The sequence below is a fragment of the Aeromonas bivalvium genome (assembly GCF_046078285.1).
Lineage (GTDB): Bacteria > Pseudomonadota > Gammaproteobacteria > Enterobacterales > Aeromonadaceae > Aeromonas > Aeromonas bivalvium.
Window position 1 is genome coordinate 136,532 of sequence record NZ_JBGXBV010000005.1, and the last position, 21,671, is coordinate 158,202.

A 21,671-nucleotide genomic window follows, 5' to 3' on the forward strand; every position below is an offset into this window, starting at 1 on the left:
AATTTCGAAACCAGTTCAATATTAATTAGGTGGCGGCGTGCAAACATCTGACGAAATGTACAAAAAGCATTCAATACATAGTGATTTAAAATATTACGCAAAGTTTTATGAAATGCTATCTGACTCTGTTATGAGCTATGTCAACGTTGGCACATCAACGATCATGAATATGGATACTTATGTTTTCATGTCGATAAAGTGCACCATCGAGTCAATTGCACTCGTACTGCAAGATGGCAAGGTAAATGATGCATATGCACTTCTCAGAAAATATAATGATGCTGTAATTATAAATGCCTACACAAACTCATATTTACAAGATAATGCTGGTCGTGATGGCTACTATATAGAAGAAATAAATAGTTGGTTAAAGGGATGTAAACCATTACCAAGAATACAAAAAATGGACAAGTATTTAGTCAGCTCCAATAGGATTTCAGATCTATCAAAGCTTCTATCTATCGATAGTAGATATGAACTTATAAGAGATAGATGTAATGACAATGTTCATTACAACAGTTTCTCTTTATTAGTTATGAATGAAGGGCAAGTTTACATGCAGGAACGGATAAAAGTCATTTCCCAGTTACAACAAGATATAAAAGAGATTTTCGCACTAAATCTTTCGTATATGTTTATAATTAGCCCGCATTATATGTGTTCATCAGACTATATTGATTTCTTAGAGTGTGGAATGGAACCGCCTCATGGCTCGCAAGATTGGGTTGCGGACTTTATTCAAGAGGCAATCGATATAGTTCTTAAATCGACTAGATATGATGTGTATTCATTGCTTAAAGAAAAAACAAGCATGCATATATCTTGAATGCCCCAGAATATAGAAGGGCACTTTCGCGCCCTTCTATATTAATTACCCTTCCTGATTTTCCCCAGCTGCCGGTTCGGCGCCGGCCACGGGTTCAATCTCTATCCTGTCCACTCGCTGCAAGCCGCGGGGCAGCTTGGCGCCACGGCGGCCGCGCTCGCCGCGGTAGTAGTCAAGATCGGAGGGTTTCAGGGTCAGCTTGCGCTTGCCGGCAAACAGGGTGACCGACTGCCCCTGCGGGATGACGGCGGCCATCACCACAAACTCCTCCCGTGCCTTCACCCGCGCCGACGGAATACTGATGAGCTTGTTGCCCTTGCCCTTGCCGAGCACCGGCAGAGTGCTGAGCGGGAACAGCAGCATGCGCCCCTCGTTGGAGATGGCCATGCAGAGATCGGTCTCCGGCGCGCCTATCCTCTGGGGCGCCATGACGATGCCCCCTTCCGGCACGGTGAGCAGCGCCTTGCCGTTCTTGTTCTTGCCAATGAGATCGTCATATTTGCAGACGAAGCCGTAACCGGCATCAGAGCAGATAAGGTACGGCTCGCCTTCGTTCCCCATCACCAGATGACGTACCTCTTCACCGGCCCCCAGGGCGAAGCGGCCGGTGAGCGGCTCCCCCTGACTGCGGGCCGACGGCAGAGTATGGGATTCGAGTGCGTAGGTGCGGCCCAGGGTGGAGAGGAACACCGCCTGCTGGTTGCTGCGCCCGCAGGCGTGGGCCAGATAGCCGTCCCCCGCCTTGTAGGAGAGGCCCTCCACGTCCACGTCGTGGCCCTTGGCGGCGCGCACCCAGCCCTTGTCGGAGAGGATCACGGTCACCGGCTCGCTCGGGGTCAGTTCCTTCTCGGTCAGGGCCACGGCGGTGGCGCGCTCCACCAGCGGGGTGCGGCGATCGTCGCCGTACTTCTCGGCGTCCGCCAGGATCTCTTTCTTGAGCAATGTGCTGAGACGGCGCTCGGAACCCAGGATCAGTTCCAGCTTGTCGCGCTCTTCCGCCAGTTCGTTCTGTTCGGCGCGCAGTTTGAACTCTTCGAGCTTGGCCAGGTGGCGCAGTTTGAGCTCGAGGATCGCCTCAGCCTGGGTCTCGCTGATGTTGAAGCGCTCCATCATCACCCGGCCCGGCTCCTCTTCGGTACGGATGATCTCGATCACCTCGTCGATGTTGAGGTAGGCGATCAGCAAGCCTTCGAGGATGTGCAGGCGGGCCAGCACCTTGTCGAGGCGATACTGCAGGCGGCGACGCACCGTCTCACGGCGGAAGCTCAGCCACTCGGTAAGGATGGTCTTGAGATCTTTCACCTGGGGCCGGTTGTCCAGACCCAGGATGTTGAGGTTGACCCGGTAGTTCTTCTCCAAGTCCGTGGTGGCGAACAGGTGGGCCATCAGCCCCTCCACGTCCACCCGGTTGGAGCGCGGCACGATCACCAGACGGGTCGGGTTCTCGTGGTCAGATTCATCGCGCAGATCGGTGACCATCGGCAGCTTTTTGGCCACCATCTGGGCGGCAATCTGCTCCATGATCTTGGCGCCGGAGGCCTGATGGGGCAGCGCCGTGATGACGATGTCGCCATCCTCCTCGCTCCACACCGCCCGCTGCTTGATGGAGCCCTTGCCGGTCTCGTAGATTTTGCGGATGTCGTCGCGCGGGGTGATGATCTCGGCGTTGGTCGGGTAGTCCGGCCCCTGCACATGGGCCATCAGGGCATCCAGGCCGGCATTGGGGTTATCCAGCAGTTCCACGCAGGCGTGGGCCACTTCCCGCGCGTTGTGGGGCGGGATATCGGTCGCCATGCCTACCGCGATGCCGGTCACCCCGTTGAGCAGGATGTGCGGCAGGCGGGCGGGCAGCACCACCGGCTCTTTCATGGTGCCGTCGAAGTTCGGCGTCCACTCCACCGTGCCCTGGCCCAGCTCGGAGAGCAGCAGCTCGGAGAAGCGCGACAGCCGCGCCTCGGTATAACGCATGGCGGCAAAGGATTTGGGATCGTCCGGCGCCCCCCAGTTGCCCTGACCGTCCACCAGCGGGTAGCGGTAAGAGAAGGGCTGTGCCATCAGCACCATGGCTTCGTAACAGGCGCTGTCGCCGTGGGGGTGGTACTTACCCAGCACGTCACCCACGGTACGGGCAGATTTCTTGTGCTTGGACAGCGCCGACAGACCCAGCTCGCTCATGGCGTAGATGATGCGCCGCTGCACGGGCTTGAGGCCGTCACCGATATGCGGCAAGGCCCGATCCATGATGACGTACATGGAGTAGTTCAAGTAAGCCTGCTCGGTAAAGGTGCGCATTGGCTGACGCTCCACCCCGTCCAGACTGAGCTCGATAGCATCACTCATATGTTTTTCTCTTGCTATGGCGCGCCCCTGGAGGGCACGCCGGAAATGCGGGTCGGCAAGGGGCCGACGGTGAATCACAAGACCCCCTCCCAACCTCCCCCTCCATGAGGGGGAGGAGAGACTTGGCCCCCTCCCCTTGCGAAGGGGAGGGCCGGGGTGGGGTACTTGCGACTCGCTTTAGATGATGGCGAGGTTGCCCTTCTCTTCCAGCCACTCGCGGCGATCGCTCGCTCGCTTCTTGGCCAGCAGCATGTCCATCAGCTGCAGGGTCTCATCCCCCTCATCCCCTTCCGCACCCATGGTGAGTTGCACCAGGCGGCGGGTGTTGGGATCCATGGTGGTTTCCCGCAGCTGTTTCGGGTTCATCTCACCCAGGCCCTTGAATCGGGTCACCATCACCTTGCCCTTCTTCTTCTCGGCTTCCACCCGCTGCAGCACGCCGTTCTTCTCGTCCTCGTCGAGGGCGTAGTAGACCTCCTTGCCGATATCGATCCGGTAGAGAGGCGGCATGGCCACATAGACATGGCCCTTCTCCACCAGGGTGCGGAAGTGCTTCACAAAGAGCGCGCAGAGCAGGGTGGCGATGTGCAGACCGTCCGAGTCCGCATCCGCCAGGATGCACACCTTGCCATAGCGCAGGCCACTGAGATCGTCGGAGTCCGGGTCGAGCCCGATGGCCACCGAGATGTCGTGCACTTCTTGCGAGGCGAGCACCTGACCGGCCTCCACCTCCCAGGTGTTCAGGATCTTGCCGCGCAGGGGCATGATGGCCTGAAACTCGCGATCCCGCGCCTGCTTGGCACTGCCGCCCGCAGAGTCACCCTCCACCAGGAACAATTCGCCTTGCATGGGGTCGGCGCAGCCGCAGTCGGTGAGCTTGCCGGGCAGCGCCGGGCCTTGCGTTATCTTCTTGCGCACCACCGTCTTGGCGGCGCGCATCCGGCGCTGGGCGCTGCTGATGCAGAGCTCCGCCAGCTGTTCGGCCAGCTCGGTGTTGCTATTCAGATAGAGGCTGAAGGCATCCTTCACCACGCCGGAGACAAAGGCCGAGCTCTGGCGGGACGACAGCCGTTCCTTGGTCTGACCGGCAAACTGCGGATCCTGCATCTTGATGGAGAGGATGTAGGCGCAGCGATCCCAGATATCTTCCGGGGTCAGCTTGACCCCGCGCGGCAAGAGGTTGCGGAACTCGCAGAACTCGCGCATGGCGTCGAGCAGCCCCTGGCGCAGACCGTTGACGTGGGTGCCGCCGAGCGCCGTGGGAATGAGGTTCACATAGGATTCGGCGAGGCACTCGCCCCCTTCCGGCAACCAGCACAGGGCCCAGTCCACCGCCGATTGCTCGGAGCTGAAGGAGCCGACGAAGGGCTGTTCCGGCAGGCAGGTGAACTGCTTGACCGCATCGATGAGGTAATCCTTGAGGCCGTCTTCGTAGCACCACTCAAGCTTGATGCCGGTGTTCTTGTCGAGGAACTTGATGGTGAGGCCGGGGCAGAGCACGGCCTTGGCCTTGAGCAGGTGCTCGAGCTTGGAGACCGAGAAGCGCGGGGAGTCGAAGTAGTGGGCTTCCGGCCAGAAACGCACCCGGGTGCCGGTGTTGCGGCGCCCGCAGGTGCCGGTGATGGTCAGATCAGATACCTTGTCACCCCGCTCGAAGGCGATGTCATAGACCTGGCCGTCCCGGCGCACCGTCACCTCGACCCGATCGGACAGGGCGTTCACCACAGAGATCCCCACCCCGTGCAGACCACCGGAGAACTGGTAGTTCTTGTTGGAGAACTTGCCCCCCGCGTGCAGCTTGCAGAGGATCAGCTCCACGCCGGAGACCCCTTCCTCCGGGTGGATGTCCACCGGCATGCCGCGACCGTCGTCGATCACCTCGAGGGACTGATCCTCGTGCAGGATCACCTCCAGATTGCGGGCGTGACCCGCCAGCGCCTCGTCGACGCTGTTGTCGATGACCTCCTGGCCGAGGTGATTGGGCCGGGTGGTGTCTGTGTACATGCCGGGGCGGCGACGCACCGGTTCGAGGCCATTGAGGACCTCAATGGCATCCGCATTGTATTGAGTGGACATGGAGGGCCTTGCGAATTGACGTTTGGGGGGAATCTTACTCGCTGGGGGTGATGATAACAAATGGCCCGAAATCCAGGCCAACCCACCCGGTGGCTAACCAGCAGACCCAAGAGGTTGATTTTCAAGCCATATAAAACATTTTCATCAAAGGTAGATCAGATATCAACCCAACGCTCGTCAGCAGAGTGACAGGTGTCACATAAGTCCCTAAATCAATAAGCTTTTTTTGAGACCCTATGTTTCAATGGCGCCCCATTTTTCGGGTATATAAGAATCAAAAGGCACCACTCAATGAAATATGCTACCAAAACGTTACTTTGCACTCTGCCATTGGCAATGGTTCTGGCTGGCTGCCAGGCTACTGGCAACAAATATGCGGGCAATGTTTATGACACAGCTCAGGTGAACCAAAAGCAGGAAGCCAGAACAGTCAAGATTATCTCTGTCATGCCAGCCAAAGTCGCCGTAGATAATACCGAAGCCAAAAAAGCAGCCAATACCTTCGGCGCATTATTAGGCGCCGTTGCTGGTGGCGCGATTGGCTATAACAGCGGCTCAGGCAAGAGTGCGGCCGGCACAGCAGCTGGCGCTGTCGGTGGTGGAGTATTGGGTGCTGCGACCGGCCAATTGGTTGATGATACCGTTCTTGTTGATGGTGTGACGTTAGCTTATTCGGAAGATGATAAAATTTTCTCGTCCACACAGGTCGGAAAACAGTGTGAATTCCAACCGGGTATCGCACTGATCGTATCTACTGCTGAGAATGAAACCCGCATTCAGCCCAACACCGCTTGCCCCGAAGCCTGATAATAGATATGGCGGAGATCCAGTATCCAAATTGGGTCTCCGCATCTCGTATAGGATATTCCAGATGAAAAAATACATGCTTCTCGGCCTGTGTGCCGCTCTGCTGACACCTATATCAATGGTTCACGCCAACACATTGCAGGATCAACTGTCAGCCATCGCACAAGCGGAGAGTGAGGGCAAAGCTCGGCAAGATGCCAAAGTCGCGGCAGAAAAGGCTGCCCGTGAAAAAGCATTGCTGGAAGAAAAACTCAAACGAGAAAGAACCATAGCCGCAGCTGAACGTAAACGAGCTCAACAAATTGCGAGTGCTGAAAAACGTAGAGCACAACAGCAGGCAGAGGCCAAAGCGATCAGAGAGGCCGCGGAAAAAGAGCGACTTCAAGATAAGGGACGCGACCAAAGCTATGAAGACCAGCTACGTGAACTGCAACTGGCGAAAATGAAGCTAGAACTTGAGAGTCAATCCAAACGTGTCAAGCGTGAGGATGACTTTATCGACGCAGAGCTAAAGCGTGAGAATGCTCGTACAGATGTCATTCAATCTGATGCTGATTCAAATCGCGCCATTTCGACCGGGGCAAAGGAACTGATGCAAAGCGAAGGCAGGGCCAGCGAGACCAAAGCAGGCAAGTGGTTCAATTAATACAGATCAATGGTACGGTTCTAGTGATCACCTGACACCGGCCTCAAACCGGTGTCTTGTTTACGCTAATTTGGTGCACACTTCCTTCGGTATCTCTTTCAGGCCCTTCTTGAGCATGCCATAGAATATCTTTCCTTCCATCTGGTCAGTCGAACAGGGTATCTTGCCGCCCCTGCCGCACATGGTCGTGCAGGCTTCGCAGCTGGGACGCGACCACCCGGTGGCGGGAGAGCTCGGGCAGGGCGTCGATGGGGAAGTACCCCGCCCCTTTGGTTTCATCGGTGTCGGTGAGCAGAGCGCCGCCCGTCACCTCGCACAGGAAGAAGGCCTTGTGGGCATGGGGCAGTTGCGGGGGATGGGGATGCTTGAGCTTGTCGAACAGGGCCAGCAGCTGCACCGCACGGCACTCCAGGCCGGTCTCCTCGCTCACTTCCCGCACCACGGCGCCCGCCGGCGAGTCGCCGATGTCGCACCAGCCCCCCGGCAGGGTCCAGCGCCCGTCGCTGCGCTCCTGCACCAGCAGGATATGGCCCGCGTCGTTCTGAATGAAGGCCCGCACATCCAGCTTGGGGGTGGGATAGCCGCTATCGAGGGCAATCCAGTCATTGATGGCCTCGGGGGCCAGCGTGCTCTGGCTGGCGATGAGGGCCACAGTGGCCGCCCGCAACGCCTCGAAACGGCCGATATCGAAGGGATCCTGGGAGTAGGTGAGGCCAGCTTGCGCCGTGGCCAGCACCTGTTCCAGGAAGGCAGCCAGCGGCGGTTGCACGGCTAGAGCCCGAGGAAACGAATGATCTGGGCCGGATAGCGCTCGAAGCCTGTGAAGGCATGATCGCCACCGCACTCCAGGGAGAGACGGGCAAAGCGGTATTCGTCCAGCGCCTTGCGATAGTCGAGCACCTCGTCCTCTTGCTGTTGCAGCACCCAGAGCCGCTCGGGGGCGCACACCGGCACCGCCAGCGCTCTCAACTCGTCCATGTGCCCGGGCAGCAGTTCATAGCGCTCGCCGCTGTAGGGGTTGGTCTGGGGGCCCAGGTAGTCGCAGAGCAGCTCGTGGGGACGCACCGCCGGGTTGATCAGCGCCGCGCGACAACCATGCAGCTCGCTCACCCGGGTCGCCATAAAGCCGCCGAGGGAGCTGCCCACGGCGCCCAGTCGCAGGGCGCTGCCGTGGCGGGCCTTCAGGTCGGCAATGACCTGCTCGATGGCAGACCAGGCAGCCGCCGGGGTGTTGGGCTGGGCCGGGATCGCCACCTCGATGTCGGGTCTGTGTTCTGCCACCCAGGCCGCCATCTGCTGCGCCTTGGCCGAGCCGGGGGATGAATTGAAACCATGCAGGTAGAGGAGAACCGACTTCATGCAATGCTCTCCTCAATAACCGGTGGCATCGGGGTCTGGCACGAACTGCCCCAGGGGCAGGCGCCACACCTGGCTGGCGATGCGACCATCCGGGTGCAGGGTGAGATAGCGCCAGCCCGGGCCGGACTCGTCCAGGGCGAAACCGTCGGAGAGCGGCTTGAACTGGATGCAGGTGGAGGGACTGGCGATCAGCCGCACCCCACGGTGCACCTCGTCAAACTCCTGATGGACATGGCCGAACAGGATTGTCTTCTGCTGCGGGTGGCGAGCCAGCACGGCGAAGAGGTCGTCGGCATTCTTGAGATTGTGCTGATCCAGCCAGGCGCAGCCCACCGGCACCGCCTGATGGTGCAGGGCGATGAGGGCGTGGCGCTCGGGATGCTGGCGCAGCGCCTGATCCAGCGCCGCCAGCTGGTGATCGCCGAGCACCCCATGGGGTTTGCCGCGCACCTGGGTGTCCAGCAGGATCACCTGCCAGTGGTCTCCCACCAGCTGCTTGGCCTCGCTGATCCCGGCCGCATGCAGGTATTCGGTCATCAGGGGGCCGTCGTCGTGGTTGCCGGGCAACCAGTAGATGGGGCGCGCCAGGGGCGCCATCATGGAGGCGAAGCGCTGGTAGGACTCCGGGCTGTGATCCTGGGAGAGATCCCCGGTGGCGAGGATAAGATCGAACGGGTGCGCGTTGGCCTGCACCTGCTCCAGCACGGCGGCCAGGCTCTCTGCGGTTCGCACGGCCAGCAGTCGTCCCTCGGCACTGGCGAAGAGATGGGTATCGGTAATCTGTAACAGGCGCACACTGCCGTCCGGCGCCTGAGGTAGCTCTGTTTCCAAAATCACGCTTCTTTTTTATAAGTTCGACTAGAGGATGTTGATCAGGCTGGTGCCGTGTTTGAGACAAAATCTTAGCCAATCGGCCAGGAATAGATTTACCTGCTCTTTTTCATCCCTGTGGTGCATTTTTTGATTGGGATAATCATAACGTGGTTGCAACATCGAAATCTGTTGCGCCGCACACACTTCCGCCATCCGCACATCGTGATACAAACGAATCTCGATGCGAGCCTGCAAGTAGCTCGGCAACTCGGGATTGTGCTGGGCCAGGATCACCTGGCTGGTGAAGCGGCTCTCCTCGCTGACGGTGAGCTGGAACTGAAGGCCGTTGCCCACCTGATAGCGGCGCTCCGCCCCCACACTGCCGCCGGGGGGCAACAGCTTCATCAAGGCCATGTAGTTCACCTCGCAGGTGCGCTGCAAGGACATCAGATCAGGCACATAACGTTTCATCGGGCTCTGGACTAATGGCATATCTCGGCTCCATCAATCAGGGTCCATGAAGGGTGGACCCGCTGCGTGATGATCAAGTAGGACACACGGTACCTAGCCCAGGCCTGAACGAGCGCCATCTCAGCGCTCCGCCAGCCAGCGGGCACGCAGCTCGCCGTGGTTCAGGGCCAGCCACTGCAGGGCGATGACGGAGGCGGCGTTGTCGATGCGCCCCTCCTTGAGCCAGGCATAGGCCTGCTCGCGGCTCACCCTGTGCACCCGTATGTCCTCCCCCTCCTCAGCAAGGCCGTGGATCCCTTCGGCCCGGCTCGCATCCACCTCGCCCACGAAGACCTCGATGCGCTCGGTGCTGCCGCCCGGGCTCACCAGGTAGCTGATGGCGTGCTCGCAGCGCCCCACCTCGATGCCCGCCTCTTCCACCGCCTCGCGGCGCACCACGGCCTCGGCGGTCTCCCCTTCATCTATGATGCCGGCCACCAGTTCCAGCAGCCAGGGGGTGGGGCTGGTCTCGATGGCACCGATGCGAAACTGCTCCACCAGCACGATTTCGTCCCGAACCGGATCATAAGGCAAGAGGGCGGCGGCATGGCCGCGCTCGAACAGCTCGCGGACGATGGGCTCATTCCAGCCCCCTGCAAATAACTTGTGCTGCAGGCGATAGACATTCACCTTGAAAAATCCGTTATATCCAACTGATTTTTCGATGATTTTTACATCTCCCACACCGTAGTGGCCGGTTTCTGGCAAGGCTTGCTGCGACATCCGCGACTCCCGTCGGCTTGACTTGGCCCGGTTAGACCATAAAATCCGAGTTCATGAATGAACATTCATTCACTCACGCTCGGCATCGATGAGCGATGGATTTTAGCAGTCACAGGGCATTTGGCTAGGCGTTCGCGGGAGAAACTCCCCCCGGGATCTGCAGCCTGCCTCCTCGACCAGAACCGGATGGCTTTCGTTAAATTTTGCGGATAGTGACTCGATTAAGCTGAAATCCGGCTTGGTTGATGACAATATCTTTCCTACATCCAGCGGCAGCTTCGAGTTAATACATAAGGTTAAGAGAATCTATGAACAGAACACTCCTGTCAGTCATGGTCCTGCTCGGCCTCAGCGCCAGTGCCCAAGCTGAAAACTTGCTCGATATCTATACCCAGGCGCAGCAGAAAGATACCCAGCTGCGGGAGTCCAAGGCCGTTCGCGATCAGGCATTCGAGAAGATCAATGAATCCCGCGCCGCCCTCTTGCCCCAAATCAACCTGGGCGCCGGCCTCAACTACCTGAACAACAAGAACGACACCCAGACCAACAGCAATGCCACCGGCAGCCTGTCTCTGGATCAGTCCGTCTATCGTCGCAGCAACTGGGTCAACCTGGATCTGACCGAGAAGAGTGCCACCCAGTCCGACGTCGCCTACAACCTGACGGTGCAGCAACTGATGGTGCGCACCTCCCAGGCCTATTTCAATGTGCTCAAGGCCCAGGACACCCTGGAGTTCGTGCGCGCCAACAAGGCGGCGGTCGAGCGTCAGCTGGAGCAGACCCAACAGCGTTTCGAGGTGGGTCTGACCGCCATCACGGACGTGCATGAAGCGGAAGCCTCCCGCGACCAGGCCCTGGCCGACGAGATCAGCGCCGAAAACACCCTGGACAACAGCTACGAAGTCCTGCGCGAGCTGACCGGGGTCGATCATCGCAATCTGGACGTGCTCAATACCGAGCGCTTCACGCCGCAGAAGACCGCCTTTGGCTCCGACAAATGGCTGGAACTGGCGCTGGACAAGAACCTGGAACTGCACAGCGCCCGCATCGGCAAGGACATCGCCAAGGAGCAGATCGATCTGGCCAAGACCGGCCATGAGCCGACCCTGGATCTGGGCGCCGGTCTGAATACCGGTTATTACGACTACAAGGACGAGATCCGCAACTCGGACGGCAACGACAACCAGGCCAGCGTAGGGCTCACCTTCAAGCTGCCGCTCTATACCGGCGGCGCCACCACTTCCCAGGTCAAACAGGCCCAGTACAACTATGTGGCCGCCAGCGAGCAGCTGGAGCGCAGCTTCCGCTCGGTGCAGAGCAGCGTGCGTTCCTCCTACAACAACGTCAACGCCAGCATAGGGTCGGTGCGTGCCTACACCCAGTCCGTCATCTCGGCCGAGAGCGCCCTGAAGGCGACCGAAGCCGGTTACGAGGTGGGGACCCGCACCATAGTCGACGTCCTCGACTCCACCCGCAAGCTGTACGACGCCAAGCAGAAGCTCTCCGAGGCACGTTACAACTACATCCTCAGTATCCTCAACCTCAAGCAGGCCGCCGGCGTGCTGGAGCAGAAGGACATAGAGGATATCAACCAGGGGCTGATGCTGGCCCCGGCGGATGCCCCCAAGAGCAGCAATCGCAGCTACTGATCCGGCTCCTCTGTGAAAAAGGCGACCCCAGGGTCGCCTTTTTGCATGCTCGAGCCTCGATCTTGGCCAGGCCATCACGTCATGCCATATTCCCGCTCCACCAGGGCGATGCGTACCCGATAGGCGCTGTACCAGTCCTGACGCCCCCGCCGCTGGGCCACACCGTGGTCGACCTGCCCCTTCCACTGGCGGATGGCCTCCAGGCTCTGCCAGTAGGAGACGGTAATGCCGAGCCCGTCCCTGGCCGATTCCATCCCCAGAAACCCGGGCTGCTCCCGGGCCAGGGCGACCATCTGCTCGCTCATGGCGCCATAGCCCGCATCCCCCTCCCGGCGCAGGGAGCTGAAGATCACCGCATAGTAGGGCGGGGTCAGGGCCAGCAGACCGGTTTCACTCTCGCTCATCGCTCACTTCCTCTCTCCTTGATAAAAGCGGGTCATAAAAAAACCCGGCCGAAGCCGGGTCTGGTTGACTCATCCGCGCTCGCGGATGGTCTTGATGATGTCGCTGGTGGAGCAGCCATCCTCGAAGTTGAGGACCCGCACCTCGCCGCCGTTGGCGGTCACCTCGTCGTAACCGGCGATCTCTTCGGGCTGGTAGTCACCGCCCTTGACCAGCAGATCCGGCAGGATCTCGGCGATGAGGCGCTGAGGAGTGTCTTCGCCAAAGGGCACGACCCAGTCCACGGCCCCCAGGGCCGCCAGCACGGCCATGCGGCGCTCGGTCGGGTTGACCGGGCGACCCGGCCCCTTGAGGCGGCGCACCGACTCGTCGGTATTGACCGCGACGATCAGCCTGTCCCCCAGCTTGCCGGCATTGGCCAGGTAGGAGACATGACCGGCGTGCAGTATGTCGAAGCAGCCATTGGTCATCACCACCTTCTCGCCACGGCGACGGGCGGCATCGACCGCAATCTTGAGCTGCTGCTCGGAGAGCACGCCAAAGCCGGTCTCGTGCTCGTTGTAGAGGGCATTGGCCAGTTCGACCGGGCTGACGGTGGAGGTGCCCAGCTTGCCGACCACGATACCGGCGGCGGTATTGGCCAGGGCGCAGGCTTCGTCCAGGCTCTTGCCCGCGGCCAGGGCGGTGGCCAGGGTGGAGATGACGGTGTCACCGGCACCGGTCACGTCATACACCTCGTGGGCCTGGGCCGGCAGGTGCAGCTCGTCCTGGCCGGCGCGGATCAGGGTCATGCCGTTCTCGGAACGGGTCACCAGCAGGGCATCCAGTTCGAAACGCTCCACCAGCGCCAGGCCACGGCTGACCAGCTCCTGCTCGCTCTTCACCTTGCCCACCACCGCCTCGAATTCGGACATGTTGGGGGTGAGCAGGGTGGCGCCACGGTACTTCTCGAAATCCGTCCCCTTGGGATCCACCAGCACGGGAATGCCGGCGGCGCGGGCGCGGGCTATCATGCCGGGCACGTCGTTGAGGGCACCCTTGCCGTAGTCGGAGAGGATCATCACATCGGCCTGGGGCAGCGCCTGCTCCACCTTGCTCATCAGCAGGGCAGGGTCGACGGCGTGGAAGCCCTCCTCGAAATCGAGGCGCAGCAGCTGCTGGTTGCGTGACAGCACCCGCAGCTTGGTGATGGTGGGGTAATCCCCCAGGCGCACGAAGTCGCAGGCGACCTTGACCCCGGCCATCTGGCCCGCCAGTGCGTCGGCGGCCTCATCCTGCCCGGTCAGGCCCAGCAGCACGGCATGGGCGCCGAGCGCAGCCGAGTTGAGCGCCACGTTGGCCGCGCCACCCGGGCGCTCCTCTATGTGCTCCACCTTGACCACGGGCACCGGCGCCTCCGGGGAGATGCGGCCGGTGGGGCCATGCCAGTAGCGATCCAACATGACATCGCCGACGACCAGGACGCGGGCTTTTTCAAAATCGGGCAGGGTGATCTTCATCTGTATCGACTCTCAAAACCTGAAAAATCAGCAGGGGATTTTATCACACTCTCCGCCGCCGTGTTAAAAAAGCCATGGGGCGCACCATTCGCCAGCGGCACGGCTTTTCGGCTAGAATCCCCCGATTGCGAGTGACCCATTCGCACGGGCGCCTATCCCCCGTGCCGGCTGGGCTCCCCTAAATGTGCATTTGCGAGCGAGAGATTTTTCATGGCCCAAGACAATGTTCCCCGCCTCACCCCAAGGCTGTTTCATCCCCGCTACTGGGGCAGCTGGCTTGGCCTGGGCCTGCTCTGGCTGCTGGTGCTCCTTCCCTGGCGCAGCCAGATGTGGCTCGGTCGCCAGCTCGGCACCCTGGCTCGCCACCTATTGAAATCCCGCGTCAAGATTGCCCGCCGCAATCTGGAACTGGCCCTGCCCGAGCTCAGCCGCGATGAACGCGAAGCCCTGCTCAGGCAGAACTTCGAGAGCGTGGGCTGTGCCATCTTCGAAGTGGGCATGGCCTGGTTCTGGCCCGACTGGCGCATGCGCCAGCTGATGACGGTCAAGGGAGAAGAACATGTGCAGGACGCCGTGGCCCGAGGCCAGGGCATGCTGCTGCTCTCCTGTCATTTTCTGACCCTGGAACTCAATGCCCGCTGCTTTGGCCTGGTGCGACCCGGGGTCGGCGTCTATCGTCCCAACACCAATCCCGTGCTGGAATACGCCCAGTACCACGGGCGCTGCGCCTCCAACAAATACCTGGTGGATCGCACCGACGTGAAGGGCATGATCAAGGCACTGCGCAACGGTGACGCCCTCTGGTATGCGCCGGATCACGACTATGGCAGCCATGCCAGCGTGTTCGTGCCCTACTTCGCGGTGGAACAGGCCGCCACCATCACCGGCACCGCCACCCTGGCCCGGGTCAAGAACACAGTCACCCTGCCCTGCTACAACATCCGCACCCGCCATGGCTATGAGCTGCACATAGGGGCGCCGCTGGCCGACTATCCCAGCGGTGACGAGGTGGCGGACGCCACCCGGGCCAACCGGGAGATAGAAGCCGCCGTGCGCCTGGCGCCGGAGCAGTACATGTGGCTCCATCGCCGCTTCAAGACCCGGCCCGCCAAGGGTGATCCCAGCTATTACTGATGGCTTTAATGCTAAAAAAACCGCCTCGGCGGTTTTTTTTTAACATTTTTAGCCGCAAGAGGTTTTCAATCACAGCCTGATATTTTATTAATAATCAAAATGATAAGCAGGGTACCTGCCCACGAAGGGAAGCAAATGCACATGATGAAAAACCTGTTTCTAAGCACCGCCACCCTGATGGCCTGCGCCTGCAGCCAGCAGTCTCCCCCCCTGGATCTCGGCCCAAGAGCACTGAGCACCCCCGCCGAGATTGCCGCCAACTGGCAACCCAGCCGCAAGGTAGAGCCCCGCTATCCCAGGGATGCGGTCGCCGCCGCCGAGATGGGCTGCGCCACCCTGGAGTATCTGATCACCCCGACCGGCGAGGCCGCCCAGGTGCGCATCGTATCGCGCAGTGACGAGCGCTTCTCCGACGCCGCCATCGAGGCGCTCACCCGCTGGCAATGGCAGGCGACCGAGTTCAACAAGAGCCATCAGGCTCTCAAGGGCCAGACCCGCTTCGACTTCTGCATCGAGGTCAATGGCCAGCCCTGCGAACAGGCGCCCCTCGCCCAGACCTGCCAGGGGAGCGACCCCGTCATCAGCACGGCCAGGATCTATACCCAGGTGCGCTGAACGCCGGATGCGGAAAACAAGAGCGCGGGGCCCTGAGCCCCGCGCTTGTTTCATTCCAACCTTGCCTGCCCCCAGCCGTCGCCTATTGCCACAACCAGGCGATGATGGCGAGCTGCAACACCACATAATCAGCCCGGGCCAGCCAGCGGCGACGCCCCGCCTCATCGAGCTGTGCCAGCTCGGCCAGCAGCGGCGCCATCGCCTTGTTCCACTCGGGGGCGGGCTCGCCCATGGCGACGCTATGCTCCAGCGCCTGGGCTATCAGTGCCAGACCCGCCACCAGGTCGGGCCAGGCGGCCATATCCTGTTGCAGCACGCAGATCTGCTCGTGATGCTGCCACTGCTCCAGCCCCAGCGCGATTTGCTGGCGCGGCGAGAGCCCATCGAGATCGCCCCGCTGCGGCAAGGGCCTGGCCACCAGGGCCTTGCCGAGCCCGGCCAGCCGATAGCCCCGCTGCGCCTTGGATTGCACCCCCAGCCGCAACCCGGGCATGGCCCCCAGACTCTCAGCCAGGGTGAGCAGGGCCGCCGCTGAACCGCGCTTGAGCTCCAGCTCCAGCTCGTCGATGGCTTCGCGCCCCTCCTGGCCGACTATCTCTCCCCTGTCCCAGGCCAGCTCTATCTCGGCCCCCTCCCAGGCGATCAGCCAGTGCCGACGCAGGAAATCGGTGCGAAACTGAGGCACCAGAGCCGCCTGCAACGCCGCCAGATCCTCCCCCTGGGGCCAGATGGTGGCGGGAAAATCCGCCAGACAGGGGAGCTCACCTCGCACCGGCCCATTGTATTCTGGCCTGGCATGCAGGCCGCCCAGCCCCTCTCCCCGGCACTTGATGGTCTGTTCGGCAAAATCATTGCTGCGACGAATGCGCAGCCCCATGTCGAGCCGGCGCAGGGCCAGATCCCGGGTATCGAAATAGATGTTGCCGAGTTCGACCTCGGAATGGTCAACAACAGTGAGTGAATTCAAGAAGATATCCAGCTTGTTCGCCATGCTGTCGGCAGGGTCGCCGAGGGCGGGATCGGCGACGAGGAATTTGATTTCAATCTCGGTTTGCATAGGTTTTCCGGGCGAAAAAGGAGTTTGGGGAGGCGATGGCCACAGGGCGCGGATATAATGCCTGCGTGACGTTAAGATGAAGTTCGCTGTTTTATTGGTCGCGCAGTTCGGTTACCATGCGCGCCTCATAGAATCGTATCGAGTGTTTTTTCACCGACACAGGTTTGACCATGCCAGTAAATACTATTTTGGGCCTTTTTGCCAAGTCACCCATCAAGCCGCTGCAAAAGCACATAGTGAAAGTTCACGAGTGTTCCCAGCAGCTTATCCCCTTCTTTGACGCCATCGCCGATGGTCGTTGGGACGATGCAGAGCGGATCCGCCAGCAGATCTCCCAGCTGGAAAAAGAAGCCGACATCCTCAAGCGTGAAATTCGTCTGAAACTGCCCCGTGGCCTGTTTCTGCCGGTGGCGCGCACCGACTTGCTGGAGCTTTTGACCCAACAGGACAAGATAGCCAACCGTGCCAAGGATATTTCCGGGCGCATGCTGGGCCGTCATATGGAATTCCCCTCCGAGATGCGTGCCGACGTCATGGCCTATCTCAAACGCTGTATCGATGCGACCGCCCAAGCCGAGAAAGCCATCGGAGAACTCGATGAACTGCTCGAAACCGGCTTCAAGGGACGTGAAGTGGAGATGGTTGCCGAGATGATCCATCAGCTGGATCTGATCGAGGACGATACTGACACCATGCAGATTGGTTTGCGGCAGAAACTCCAGACCCTGGAGCACAACTACAATCCGATCGACGTTATTTTCCTGTACAAGATCCTCGAATGGGTAGGTGATCTGGCGGATCAGGCCGAGCGCGTTGGCGCCCGCCTGGAACTGATGCTGGCTCGTTCCTAATCGACTGACTGGGTAAAAATTACTAATGGACATTATCGCGAATTACGGCACCACTCTGGTGCTCGTGGCGGCCTTGTTCGGCTTTTTGATGGCGTGGGGCATAGGCGCAAATGACGTCGCCAATGCCATGGGCACATCGGTCGGCACCAAATCCCTGACCATTCGTCAGGCCATCATCATCGCCATGATCTTCGAGTTCGCCGGGGCCTATCTGGCCGGTGGCGAGGTCACTGCCACCATACGCAATGGCATCATAGATACCACCGCCTTCACCGACAGGCCGGATATCCTGGTGCTCGGCATGATCGCCTCCCTGCTGGCGGCCGGTCTCTGGCTGATCCTGGCCTCCTACTTCGGCTGGCCCGTCTCCACCACCCACTCCATCATAGGGGCCATCGTCGGCTTCGCCGTGGTGAGCGTGGGCCCGGAAGCGGTGCAATGGAGCAAGTTCGGCGGCATCGTCGGCTCCTGGGTGGTCACGCCGGCCCTGTCCGGGGTCATCGCCTACTTCATGTTCATCAGCGTGCAGAAGCTCATCTTCAACACAGATGATCCCCTGACCAACGCCAAGCGTTACGTGCCCTTCTACATGTTCCTCACCTCCCTGGTGATCTGCCTGGTGACCATCAAGAAGGGGCTGTCCCACGTCGGTCTGCACCTGAGCAACGGCGAAGGGATCCTGCTCTCAGTGGGCATCTCGGTGGCCGTGGCCATCGCCGGCTGGTTCTACATCCGCGGTCAGAACTACAACCCGGTCGATGACAACAAGATGCACTTCGCCAACGTGGAGAAGGTGTTCGGCATCCTGATGGTGATCACCGCCTGTGCCATGGCCTTCGCCCACGGCTCCAACGACGTGGCCAACGCCATCGGCCCTCTCTCCGCCGTGGTCTCCACCGTCGAGAGCGCCGGCCAGATCACGGGTCAGTCCTCCATCGCCTGGTGGATACTGCCGCTGGGCGGCATCGGCATCGTCATCGGTCTGGCGACCATGGGCGAGAAGGTGATGGCGACCGTCGGTACCGGCATCACCCACCTGACCCCGAGCCGTGGCTTCGCCGCCCAGCTGGCGACCGCCGCCACCGTGGTCATCGCCTCCGGCACGGGTCTGCCCATCTCCACCACCCAGACCCTGGTCGGTGCCGTGATGGGCGTGGGCCTGGCCCGCGGCATCGCGGCCCTGAACCTGGGGGTGCTGCGCAATATCGTGGTCTCCTGGGTCATCACCCTGCCCGCCGGCGCCATCCTGGCCATCGCCATCTTCTACGTGCTGGAAGCCTGCTTCTCCTGATGCCGCCAAGCCAGCCAGCAAAAAGCCCGGGTCACTGACCCGGGCTTTTCTTTATCCGTTCCCCTCCCTCGCCACGGGGTCACGCCTCGCCGAGGAAGGTCCACTCATCGCGCACCCGGCTGATGGCATCGAGCCGCCGCTTGGCCAGCTGCTGGCGGATCTCCTCCCCCTTGAACCCCGCCGCCACTATCTCCTGCACCGGCACCGCCTGAGCGGCAGCCAGGGCCGCCGCCACATAGTCGGGTTCGGCATAGACCCGCTCCTCGAAGCCGGTACGGCCATGGAAGTCGGCGCGGCAGGCATCCAGCAGCTGGGCGAACCGCTCGGGTCTGCGCCAGGCATCCGCCTTGTCGAACACCTTGAGCAGGGTGGCCGGCTTGAGCTCGAAGGCGATGTGGATATGGGTGTGCAGATCGCTCACCAAGAGCGCCAGATCCCGGCAATCCCCGGGCACCTTGAAGCGCGCGCAGAAATCACGGATGAGGGGCAGGCCCTTCTGGCCATGGCCGTGGTGACTGGGCCAGAACGCGGGCGGGGTCAGCCCCTTGCCAAAGTCGTGGCACAGGGCGGCGAAGCGTACCGCCAGCGCGGGGGAACGCTGGCAGGCCTGCTCAAGCACCATCAGGGTGTGGATGCCGGTGTCGATCTCCGGGTGCCACTTGGCGGGGGCCGGCACCCCGAACAGGGCATCGAGCTCGGGGAAGAGGGCCTTGAGGGCGCCGCATTCGCGCAGCACCTCGAAGAAGACCGCGGGTGTGGGCCCCATCAGCACTTTCTCCAGCTCCTTCCAGACTCGCTCCGGGGTCAGGTGAGCCAGCTCGCCGGCCTCGGTCATCTCCCGCATCAGCCCCAGGGTCTCGGGCGCCACCACGAAGCCCTGACCGTGGAAGCGGGCGGCGAAGCGGGCAACCCGCAGGATCCGCAGGGGATCCTCGCTGAACGCCGGGGAGACGTGGCGCAGCAGGCGCGACTCGAGATCCGCCAGGCCGCCATAGGGGTCATGGAGGTTGCCCTGTTCATCCTCGGCGATGGCGTTGATGGTGAGATCCCGGCGCAACAAATCCTGCTCCAGGGTCACATCCGGCGCCGCGTGGCAGACGAAGCCGGTATAGCCCAGGCCCTGCTTGCGTTCGGTGCGCGCCAGGGCGTACTCCTCATGGGTCTCGGGGTGGAGAAACACGGGGAAGTCACGACCGACCTGGCTATACCCCAGCGCCAGCATCTGGGCCACGGTCGCCCCCACCACCAGGTGATCCTGATCGCCCCCGGGCAATCCCAACAGGCGATCCCGGATCGCTCCCCCTACCAGATAGATCTGCAAATCGACTCTCCCCTCATGGATGCAGTCCCGATTATATCGGCTTTGTCCCCCGGGTACGATGACCCCCACCAGATAGGGTTTCCGGGTCTTTGACATAACCCCGGTGAGGCTTTAACCTGCCGCCATCACAATGGAATGGATCCTTATGTACACACAGTTCTTCGGTCTGTCGGAAGCGCCCTTTTCCATCTCCCCCAACCCCAGGTATCTCTACATGAGCGAGAGACACGGGGAGGCGCTTGCCCATCTCAACTACGGCCTGCAAGAGGGCGGCGGCTTCGTGCTGCTCACCGGCGAGGTGGGAACCGGCAAGACCACTGTGTCCCGCTGCCTGCTGCAACAGCTGCCCGCCGACACCGAGATCGCCTACATCCTCAATCCCTCTCTCACCGAGCGGGATCTGCTGGCGGCCATCTGTGACGAGTACCAGCTCCCCTATGACAAGGATGCAAGCCTCAAGACCCTGTTCGACCTCATCCGCGATCACCTGCTCGCCAACCTGGCGGCGGGCAAGCGCAGCGTGGTGCTGGTCGACGAGGCCCAGCACCTGCTGCCCGGTGTGCTGGAGCAGTTGCGTCTGCTCACCAACCTGGAGACCGACGAGAAGAAGCTGCTGCAGGTGATCCTGATAGGCCAGCCCGAGTTGCAACAAATGTTGCGCCAGCCCTTGCTGCGTCAGCTGGCCCAGCGCATCACGGCCCGCTACCACCTGCTGCCCCTCTCTGCCGGGGATCTCGATGCCTATGTCCGCTTTCGCCTGCAGGTGGCCGGCTGCGTGCAACCCATCTTCACCCCCAAGGCCATCGCGACCCTGCACCGGCTCTCCGGCGGCATTCCCCGCCTCGTCAACCTCATCTGCGACCGCGCCCTGATCGGCGCCTTCGCCCGCGCCAGCCACAAGGTGAGCCACAAGGACATCGCCGTGGCCGCCTATGAGGTGAGTGGCCTTCGCGACGAAGGGAGCTGGCAATCCGGTCTGGCGGTGGCCCTGGCGGGAGCCCTGCTGGTCGCCCTCGGCTGGTGGGGCTGGCAGCTGGTTGGCGTCTTCCCCGAGCGCCCCCGCATCAAGGTGGAGGTGCCGGTGACGGTCGATGACACCGCAGAGCAGCAGGAACAGCTGACCCGCGCCATCAATCAGGCGCTGGAGCCCGAGGTCGCCATGCAGAATCTCTACAAGGTGTGGGGTTATCAGACCAGCCGCGAGGAGGCCAGCTGCGACAACGCGCCCCGCGCCGGGTTGCGCTGTCTGGAAGAAGAGGGCTCCCTGGCCGATCTCCAGGCCCTGCAATACCCGGCCCTCATCAGTCTGAACGACGAGCTGGGCGGCCTCTATTACGCCACCCTCACCCAGCTCGGGCCCGACAAGGCCTCCCTGCTCATCGGCAAGCAGAGCTGGCAGGTGGAGCGCCAGTGGCTGGAAGACAACTGGGGCGGCAGCTACACCCTGCTCTGGCGACTGCCCAAGGGAGGGGTGGCCCTCATTGGCAGCAATGCTGGCGCCGAACAGGTGCAGTGGCTCGACACGGCCCTGAGCCGCGCCCTGCAGCAGCCCGAGCGCAAGGTGCGCCGCTTCGATGCACAGCTAAAAGCCAAGTTGCAGCAGTTCCAGCGCGAGCAGGGGTTGACTCCGGACGGCATCGCCGGCAGCAATACCCTGCTGCGCCTCAACGTGATGGCGGGGGAACCCATGCCCAAGCTGGAGGAGACCTCCTGATGCCAAGCCCGTTTCGTCCCCTACGTTCGTTTGCTGGA

Annotated in this window: 20 protein-coding genes; 9 read left to right on the top strand and 11 right to left on the bottom strand. The window is 61.3% G+C overall.

Going from position 1 to position 21,671, the window contains the following annotated elements:
• Positions 1-37 precede the first annotated feature (37 nt).
• Positions 38-826, top strand: a complete 789-nt coding sequence (locus tag ACEUCR_RS13285; RefSeq protein WP_408790736.1) for a hypothetical protein — start codon at positions 38-40, stop codon at positions 824-826.
• A 45-nt stretch (positions 827-871) separates the two neighbouring features.
• Here the strand turns inward: ACEUCR_RS13285 and parC are convergent, their stop codons facing one another.
• Together parC and parE are read right to left on the bottom strand one after the other, a co-directional pair.
• Positions 872-3,166 carry a DNA topoisomerase IV subunit A gene (gene parC, locus ACEUCR_RS13290; protein WP_408790739.1) on the bottom strand — a complete coding sequence of 765 codons (2,295 nt, stop codon included), beginning with the start codon at positions 3,164-3,166 and terminating at the stop codon, positions 872-874.
• A gap of 177 nt (positions 3,167-3,343) precedes the next feature.
• Positions 3,344-5,242 carry a DNA topoisomerase IV subunit B gene (gene parE, locus ACEUCR_RS13295; RefSeq protein ID WP_408790742.1) on the bottom strand — a complete coding sequence of 633 codons (1,899 nt, stop codon included), beginning with the start codon at positions 5,240-5,242 and terminating at the stop codon, positions 3,344-3,346.
• 291 nt (positions 5,243-5,533) lie between these two features.
• On the opposite strand from parE, the gene ACEUCR_RS13300 reads away from it, so the two are divergent.
• Both ACEUCR_RS13300 and ACEUCR_RS13305 read left to right on the top strand, forming a co-directional pair.
• Positions 5,534-6,049 (top strand): hypothetical protein, encoded by a 516-nt coding sequence (locus ACEUCR_RS13300; RefSeq protein ID WP_111873144.1) that lies wholly within the window; start codon positions 5,534-5,536, stop codon positions 6,047-6,049.
• A 64-nt stretch (positions 6,050-6,113) separates the two neighbouring features.
• On the top strand, positions 6,114-6,695 hold the full coding sequence (locus tag ACEUCR_RS13305; RefSeq protein ID WP_216823794.1) for a DUF5384 family protein: 582 nt from the start codon (positions 6,114-6,116) through the stop codon (positions 6,693-6,695).
• A 145-nt stretch (positions 6,696-6,840) separates the two neighbouring features.
• On the opposite strand, the gene ACEUCR_RS13310 is transcribed toward ACEUCR_RS13305, so the two are convergent.
• From ACEUCR_RS13310 to nudF, 5 genes are all read right to left on the bottom strand, one after another.
• The gene (locus tag ACEUCR_RS13310; protein ID WP_111873143.1) at positions 6,841-7,464 is read right to left on the bottom strand and encodes an NUDIX hydrolase; all 624 of its coding nucleotides are present in this window, start codon (positions 7,462-7,464) and stop codon (positions 6,841-6,843) included.
• Between the two features lie 2 nt (positions 7,465-7,466).
• Positions 7,467-8,054 carry a YqiA/YcfP family alpha/beta fold hydrolase gene (locus ACEUCR_RS13315; protein ID WP_408790746.1) on the bottom strand — a complete coding sequence of 196 codons (588 nt, stop codon included), beginning with the start codon at positions 8,052-8,054 and terminating at the stop codon, positions 7,467-7,469.
• A 12-nt stretch (positions 8,055-8,066) separates the two neighbouring features.
• Positions 8,067-8,885 carry a 3',5'-cyclic-AMP phosphodiesterase gene (cpdA, locus tag ACEUCR_RS13320; RefSeq protein WP_111873141.1) on the bottom strand — a complete coding sequence of 273 codons (819 nt, stop codon included), beginning with the start codon at positions 8,883-8,885 and terminating at the stop codon, positions 8,067-8,069.
• A 27-nt stretch (positions 8,886-8,912) separates the two neighbouring features.
• Entirely contained in the window at positions 8,913-9,359 is a 447-nt protein-coding gene (locus ACEUCR_RS13325) for a DUF1249 domain-containing protein (protein ID WP_216991557.1), read from the bottom strand.
• 99 nt (positions 9,360-9,458) lie between these two features.
• Entirely contained in the window at positions 9,459-10,100 is a 642-nt protein-coding gene (gene nudF, locus ACEUCR_RS13330; RefSeq protein ID WP_408790749.1) for an ADP-ribose diphosphatase, read from the bottom strand.
• A gap of 308 nt (positions 10,101-10,408) precedes the next feature.
• On the opposite strand from nudF, the gene tolC reads away from it, so the two are divergent.
• A complete protein-coding gene (tolC, locus tag ACEUCR_RS13335; RefSeq protein ID WP_408790752.1) occupies positions 10,409-11,749 on the top strand; it encodes an outer membrane channel protein TolC in 1,341 nt (446 codons plus the stop codon).
• 74 nt (positions 11,750-11,823) lie between these two features.
• Here the strand turns inward: tolC and ACEUCR_RS13340 are convergent, their stop codons facing one another.
• On the bottom strand, positions 11,824-12,153 hold the full coding sequence (locus tag ACEUCR_RS13340) for an antibiotic biosynthesis monooxygenase family protein (RefSeq protein ID WP_111873139.1): 330 nt from the start codon (positions 12,151-12,153) through the stop codon (positions 11,824-11,826).
• 69 nt (positions 12,154-12,222) lie between these two features.
• Positions 12,223-13,650 carry a bifunctional D-glycero-beta-D-manno-heptose-7-phosphate kinase/D-glycero-beta-D-manno-heptose 1-phosphate adenylyltransferase HldE gene (hldE, locus tag ACEUCR_RS13345; protein ID WP_042001903.1) on the bottom strand — a complete coding sequence of 476 codons (1,428 nt, stop codon included), beginning with the start codon at positions 13,648-13,650 and terminating at the stop codon, positions 12,223-12,225.
• 210 nt (positions 13,651-13,860) lie between these two features.
• On the opposite strand from hldE, the gene lpxL reads away from it, so the two are divergent.
• Positions 13,861-14,784: an LpxL/LpxP family Kdo(2)-lipid IV(A) lauroyl/palmitoleoyl acyltransferase gene (gene lpxL, locus ACEUCR_RS13350; protein ID WP_408774817.1), complete on the top strand. Its 924-nt coding sequence runs from the start codon at positions 13,861-13,863 to the stop codon at positions 14,782-14,784.
• Between the two features lie 135 nt (positions 14,785-14,919).
• Positions 14,920-15,399: an energy transducer TonB gene (locus tag ACEUCR_RS13355; protein WP_408790754.1), complete on the top strand. Its 480-nt coding sequence runs from the start codon at positions 14,920-14,922 to the stop codon at positions 15,397-15,399.
• 82 nt (positions 15,400-15,481) lie between these two features.
• On the opposite strand, the gene ACEUCR_RS13360 is transcribed toward ACEUCR_RS13355, so the two are convergent.
• A complete protein-coding gene (locus ACEUCR_RS13360; protein ID WP_408790756.1) occupies positions 15,482-16,456 on the bottom strand; it encodes a CYTH domain-containing protein in 975 nt (324 codons plus the stop codon).
• Positions 16,457-16,626: 170 nt separating this feature from the next.
• On the opposite strand from ACEUCR_RS13360, the gene ACEUCR_RS13365 reads away from it, so the two are divergent.
• Positions 16,627-17,307 (top strand): TIGR00153 family protein, encoded by a 681-nt coding sequence (locus ACEUCR_RS13365; protein WP_042001894.1) that lies wholly within the window; start codon positions 16,627-16,629, stop codon positions 17,305-17,307.
• Between the two features lie 25 nt (positions 17,308-17,332).
• Positions 17,333-18,598 (top strand): inorganic phosphate transporter, encoded by a 1,266-nt coding sequence (locus tag ACEUCR_RS13370; protein ID WP_042001891.1) that lies wholly within the window; start codon positions 17,333-17,335, stop codon positions 18,596-18,598.
• A 79-nt stretch (positions 18,599-18,677) separates the two neighbouring features.
• Here ACEUCR_RS13370 and ACEUCR_RS13375 read toward each other — a convergent pair whose 3' ends face one another.
• A complete protein-coding gene (locus tag ACEUCR_RS13375) occupies positions 18,678-19,919 on the bottom strand; it encodes a multifunctional CCA addition/repair protein (RefSeq protein ID WP_408790759.1) in 1,242 nt (413 codons plus the stop codon).
• A 145-nt stretch (positions 19,920-20,064) separates the two neighbouring features.
• Between ACEUCR_RS13375 and ACEUCR_RS13380 the strand changes: the two genes are divergently transcribed.
• On the top strand, positions 20,065-21,633 hold the full coding sequence (locus tag ACEUCR_RS13380) for an ExeA family protein (RefSeq protein ID WP_408790762.1): 1,569 nt from the start codon (positions 20,065-20,067) through the stop codon (positions 21,631-21,633).
• Positions 21,634-21,671: the final 38 nt, after the last annotated feature.

Coding starts and splice junctions, on each gene's coding strand:
- parC (WP_408790739.1), bottom strand. CDS start 3,166: ATGAGTGATGCTATCGAGCTCAGTCTGGACGGGGTGGAGCGTCAGCCA.
- parE (WP_408790742.1), bottom strand. CDS start 5,242: ATGTCCACTCAATACAATGCGGATGCCATTGAGGTCCTCAATGGCCTC.
- ACEUCR_RS13300 (WP_111873144.1), top strand. CDS start 5,534: ATGAAATATGCTACCAAAACGTTACTTTGCACTCTGCCATTGGCAATG.
- ACEUCR_RS13305 (WP_216823794.1), top strand. CDS start 6,114: ATGAAAAAATACATGCTTCTCGGCCTGTGTGCCGCTCTGCTGACACCT.
- ACEUCR_RS13315 (WP_408790746.1), bottom strand. CDS start 8,054: ATGAAGTCGGTTCTCCTCTACCTGCATGGTTTCAATTCATCCCCCGGC.
- ACEUCR_RS13325 (WP_216991557.1), bottom strand. CDS start 9,359: ATGCCATTAGTCCAGAGCCCGATGAAACGTTATGTGCCTGATCTGATG.
- nudF (WP_408790749.1), bottom strand. CDS start 10,100: ATGTCGCAGCAAGCCTTGCCAGAAACCGGCCACTACGGTGTGGGAGAT.
- tolC (WP_408790752.1), top strand. CDS start 10,409: ATGAACAGAACACTCCTGTCAGTCATGGTCCTGCTCGGCCTCAGCGCC.
- ACEUCR_RS13340 (WP_111873139.1), bottom strand. CDS start 12,153: ATGAGCGAGAGTGAAACCGGTCTGCTGGCCCTGACCCCGCCCTACTAT.
- hldE (WP_042001903.1), bottom strand. CDS start 13,650: ATGAAGATCACCCTGCCCGATTTTGAAAAAGCCCGCGTCCTGGTCGTC.
- lpxL (WP_408774817.1), top strand. CDS start 13,861: ATGGCCCAAGACAATGTTCCCCGCCTCACCCCAAGGCTGTTTCATCCC.
- ACEUCR_RS13355 (WP_408790754.1), top strand. CDS start 14,920: ATGCACATGATGAAAAACCTGTTTCTAAGCACCGCCACCCTGATGGCC.
- ACEUCR_RS13360 (WP_408790756.1), bottom strand. CDS start 16,456: ATGCAAACCGAGATTGAAATCAAATTCCTCGTCGCCGATCCCGCCCTC.
- ACEUCR_RS13365 (WP_042001894.1), top strand. CDS start 16,627: ATGCCAGTAAATACTATTTTGGGCCTTTTTGCCAAGTCACCCATCAAG.
- ACEUCR_RS13370 (WP_042001891.1), top strand. CDS start 17,333: ATGGACATTATCGCGAATTACGGCACCACTCTGGTGCTCGTGGCGGCC.
- ACEUCR_RS13380 (WP_408790762.1), top strand. CDS start 20,065: ATGTACACACAGTTCTTCGGTCTGTCGGAAGCGCCCTTTTCCATCTCC.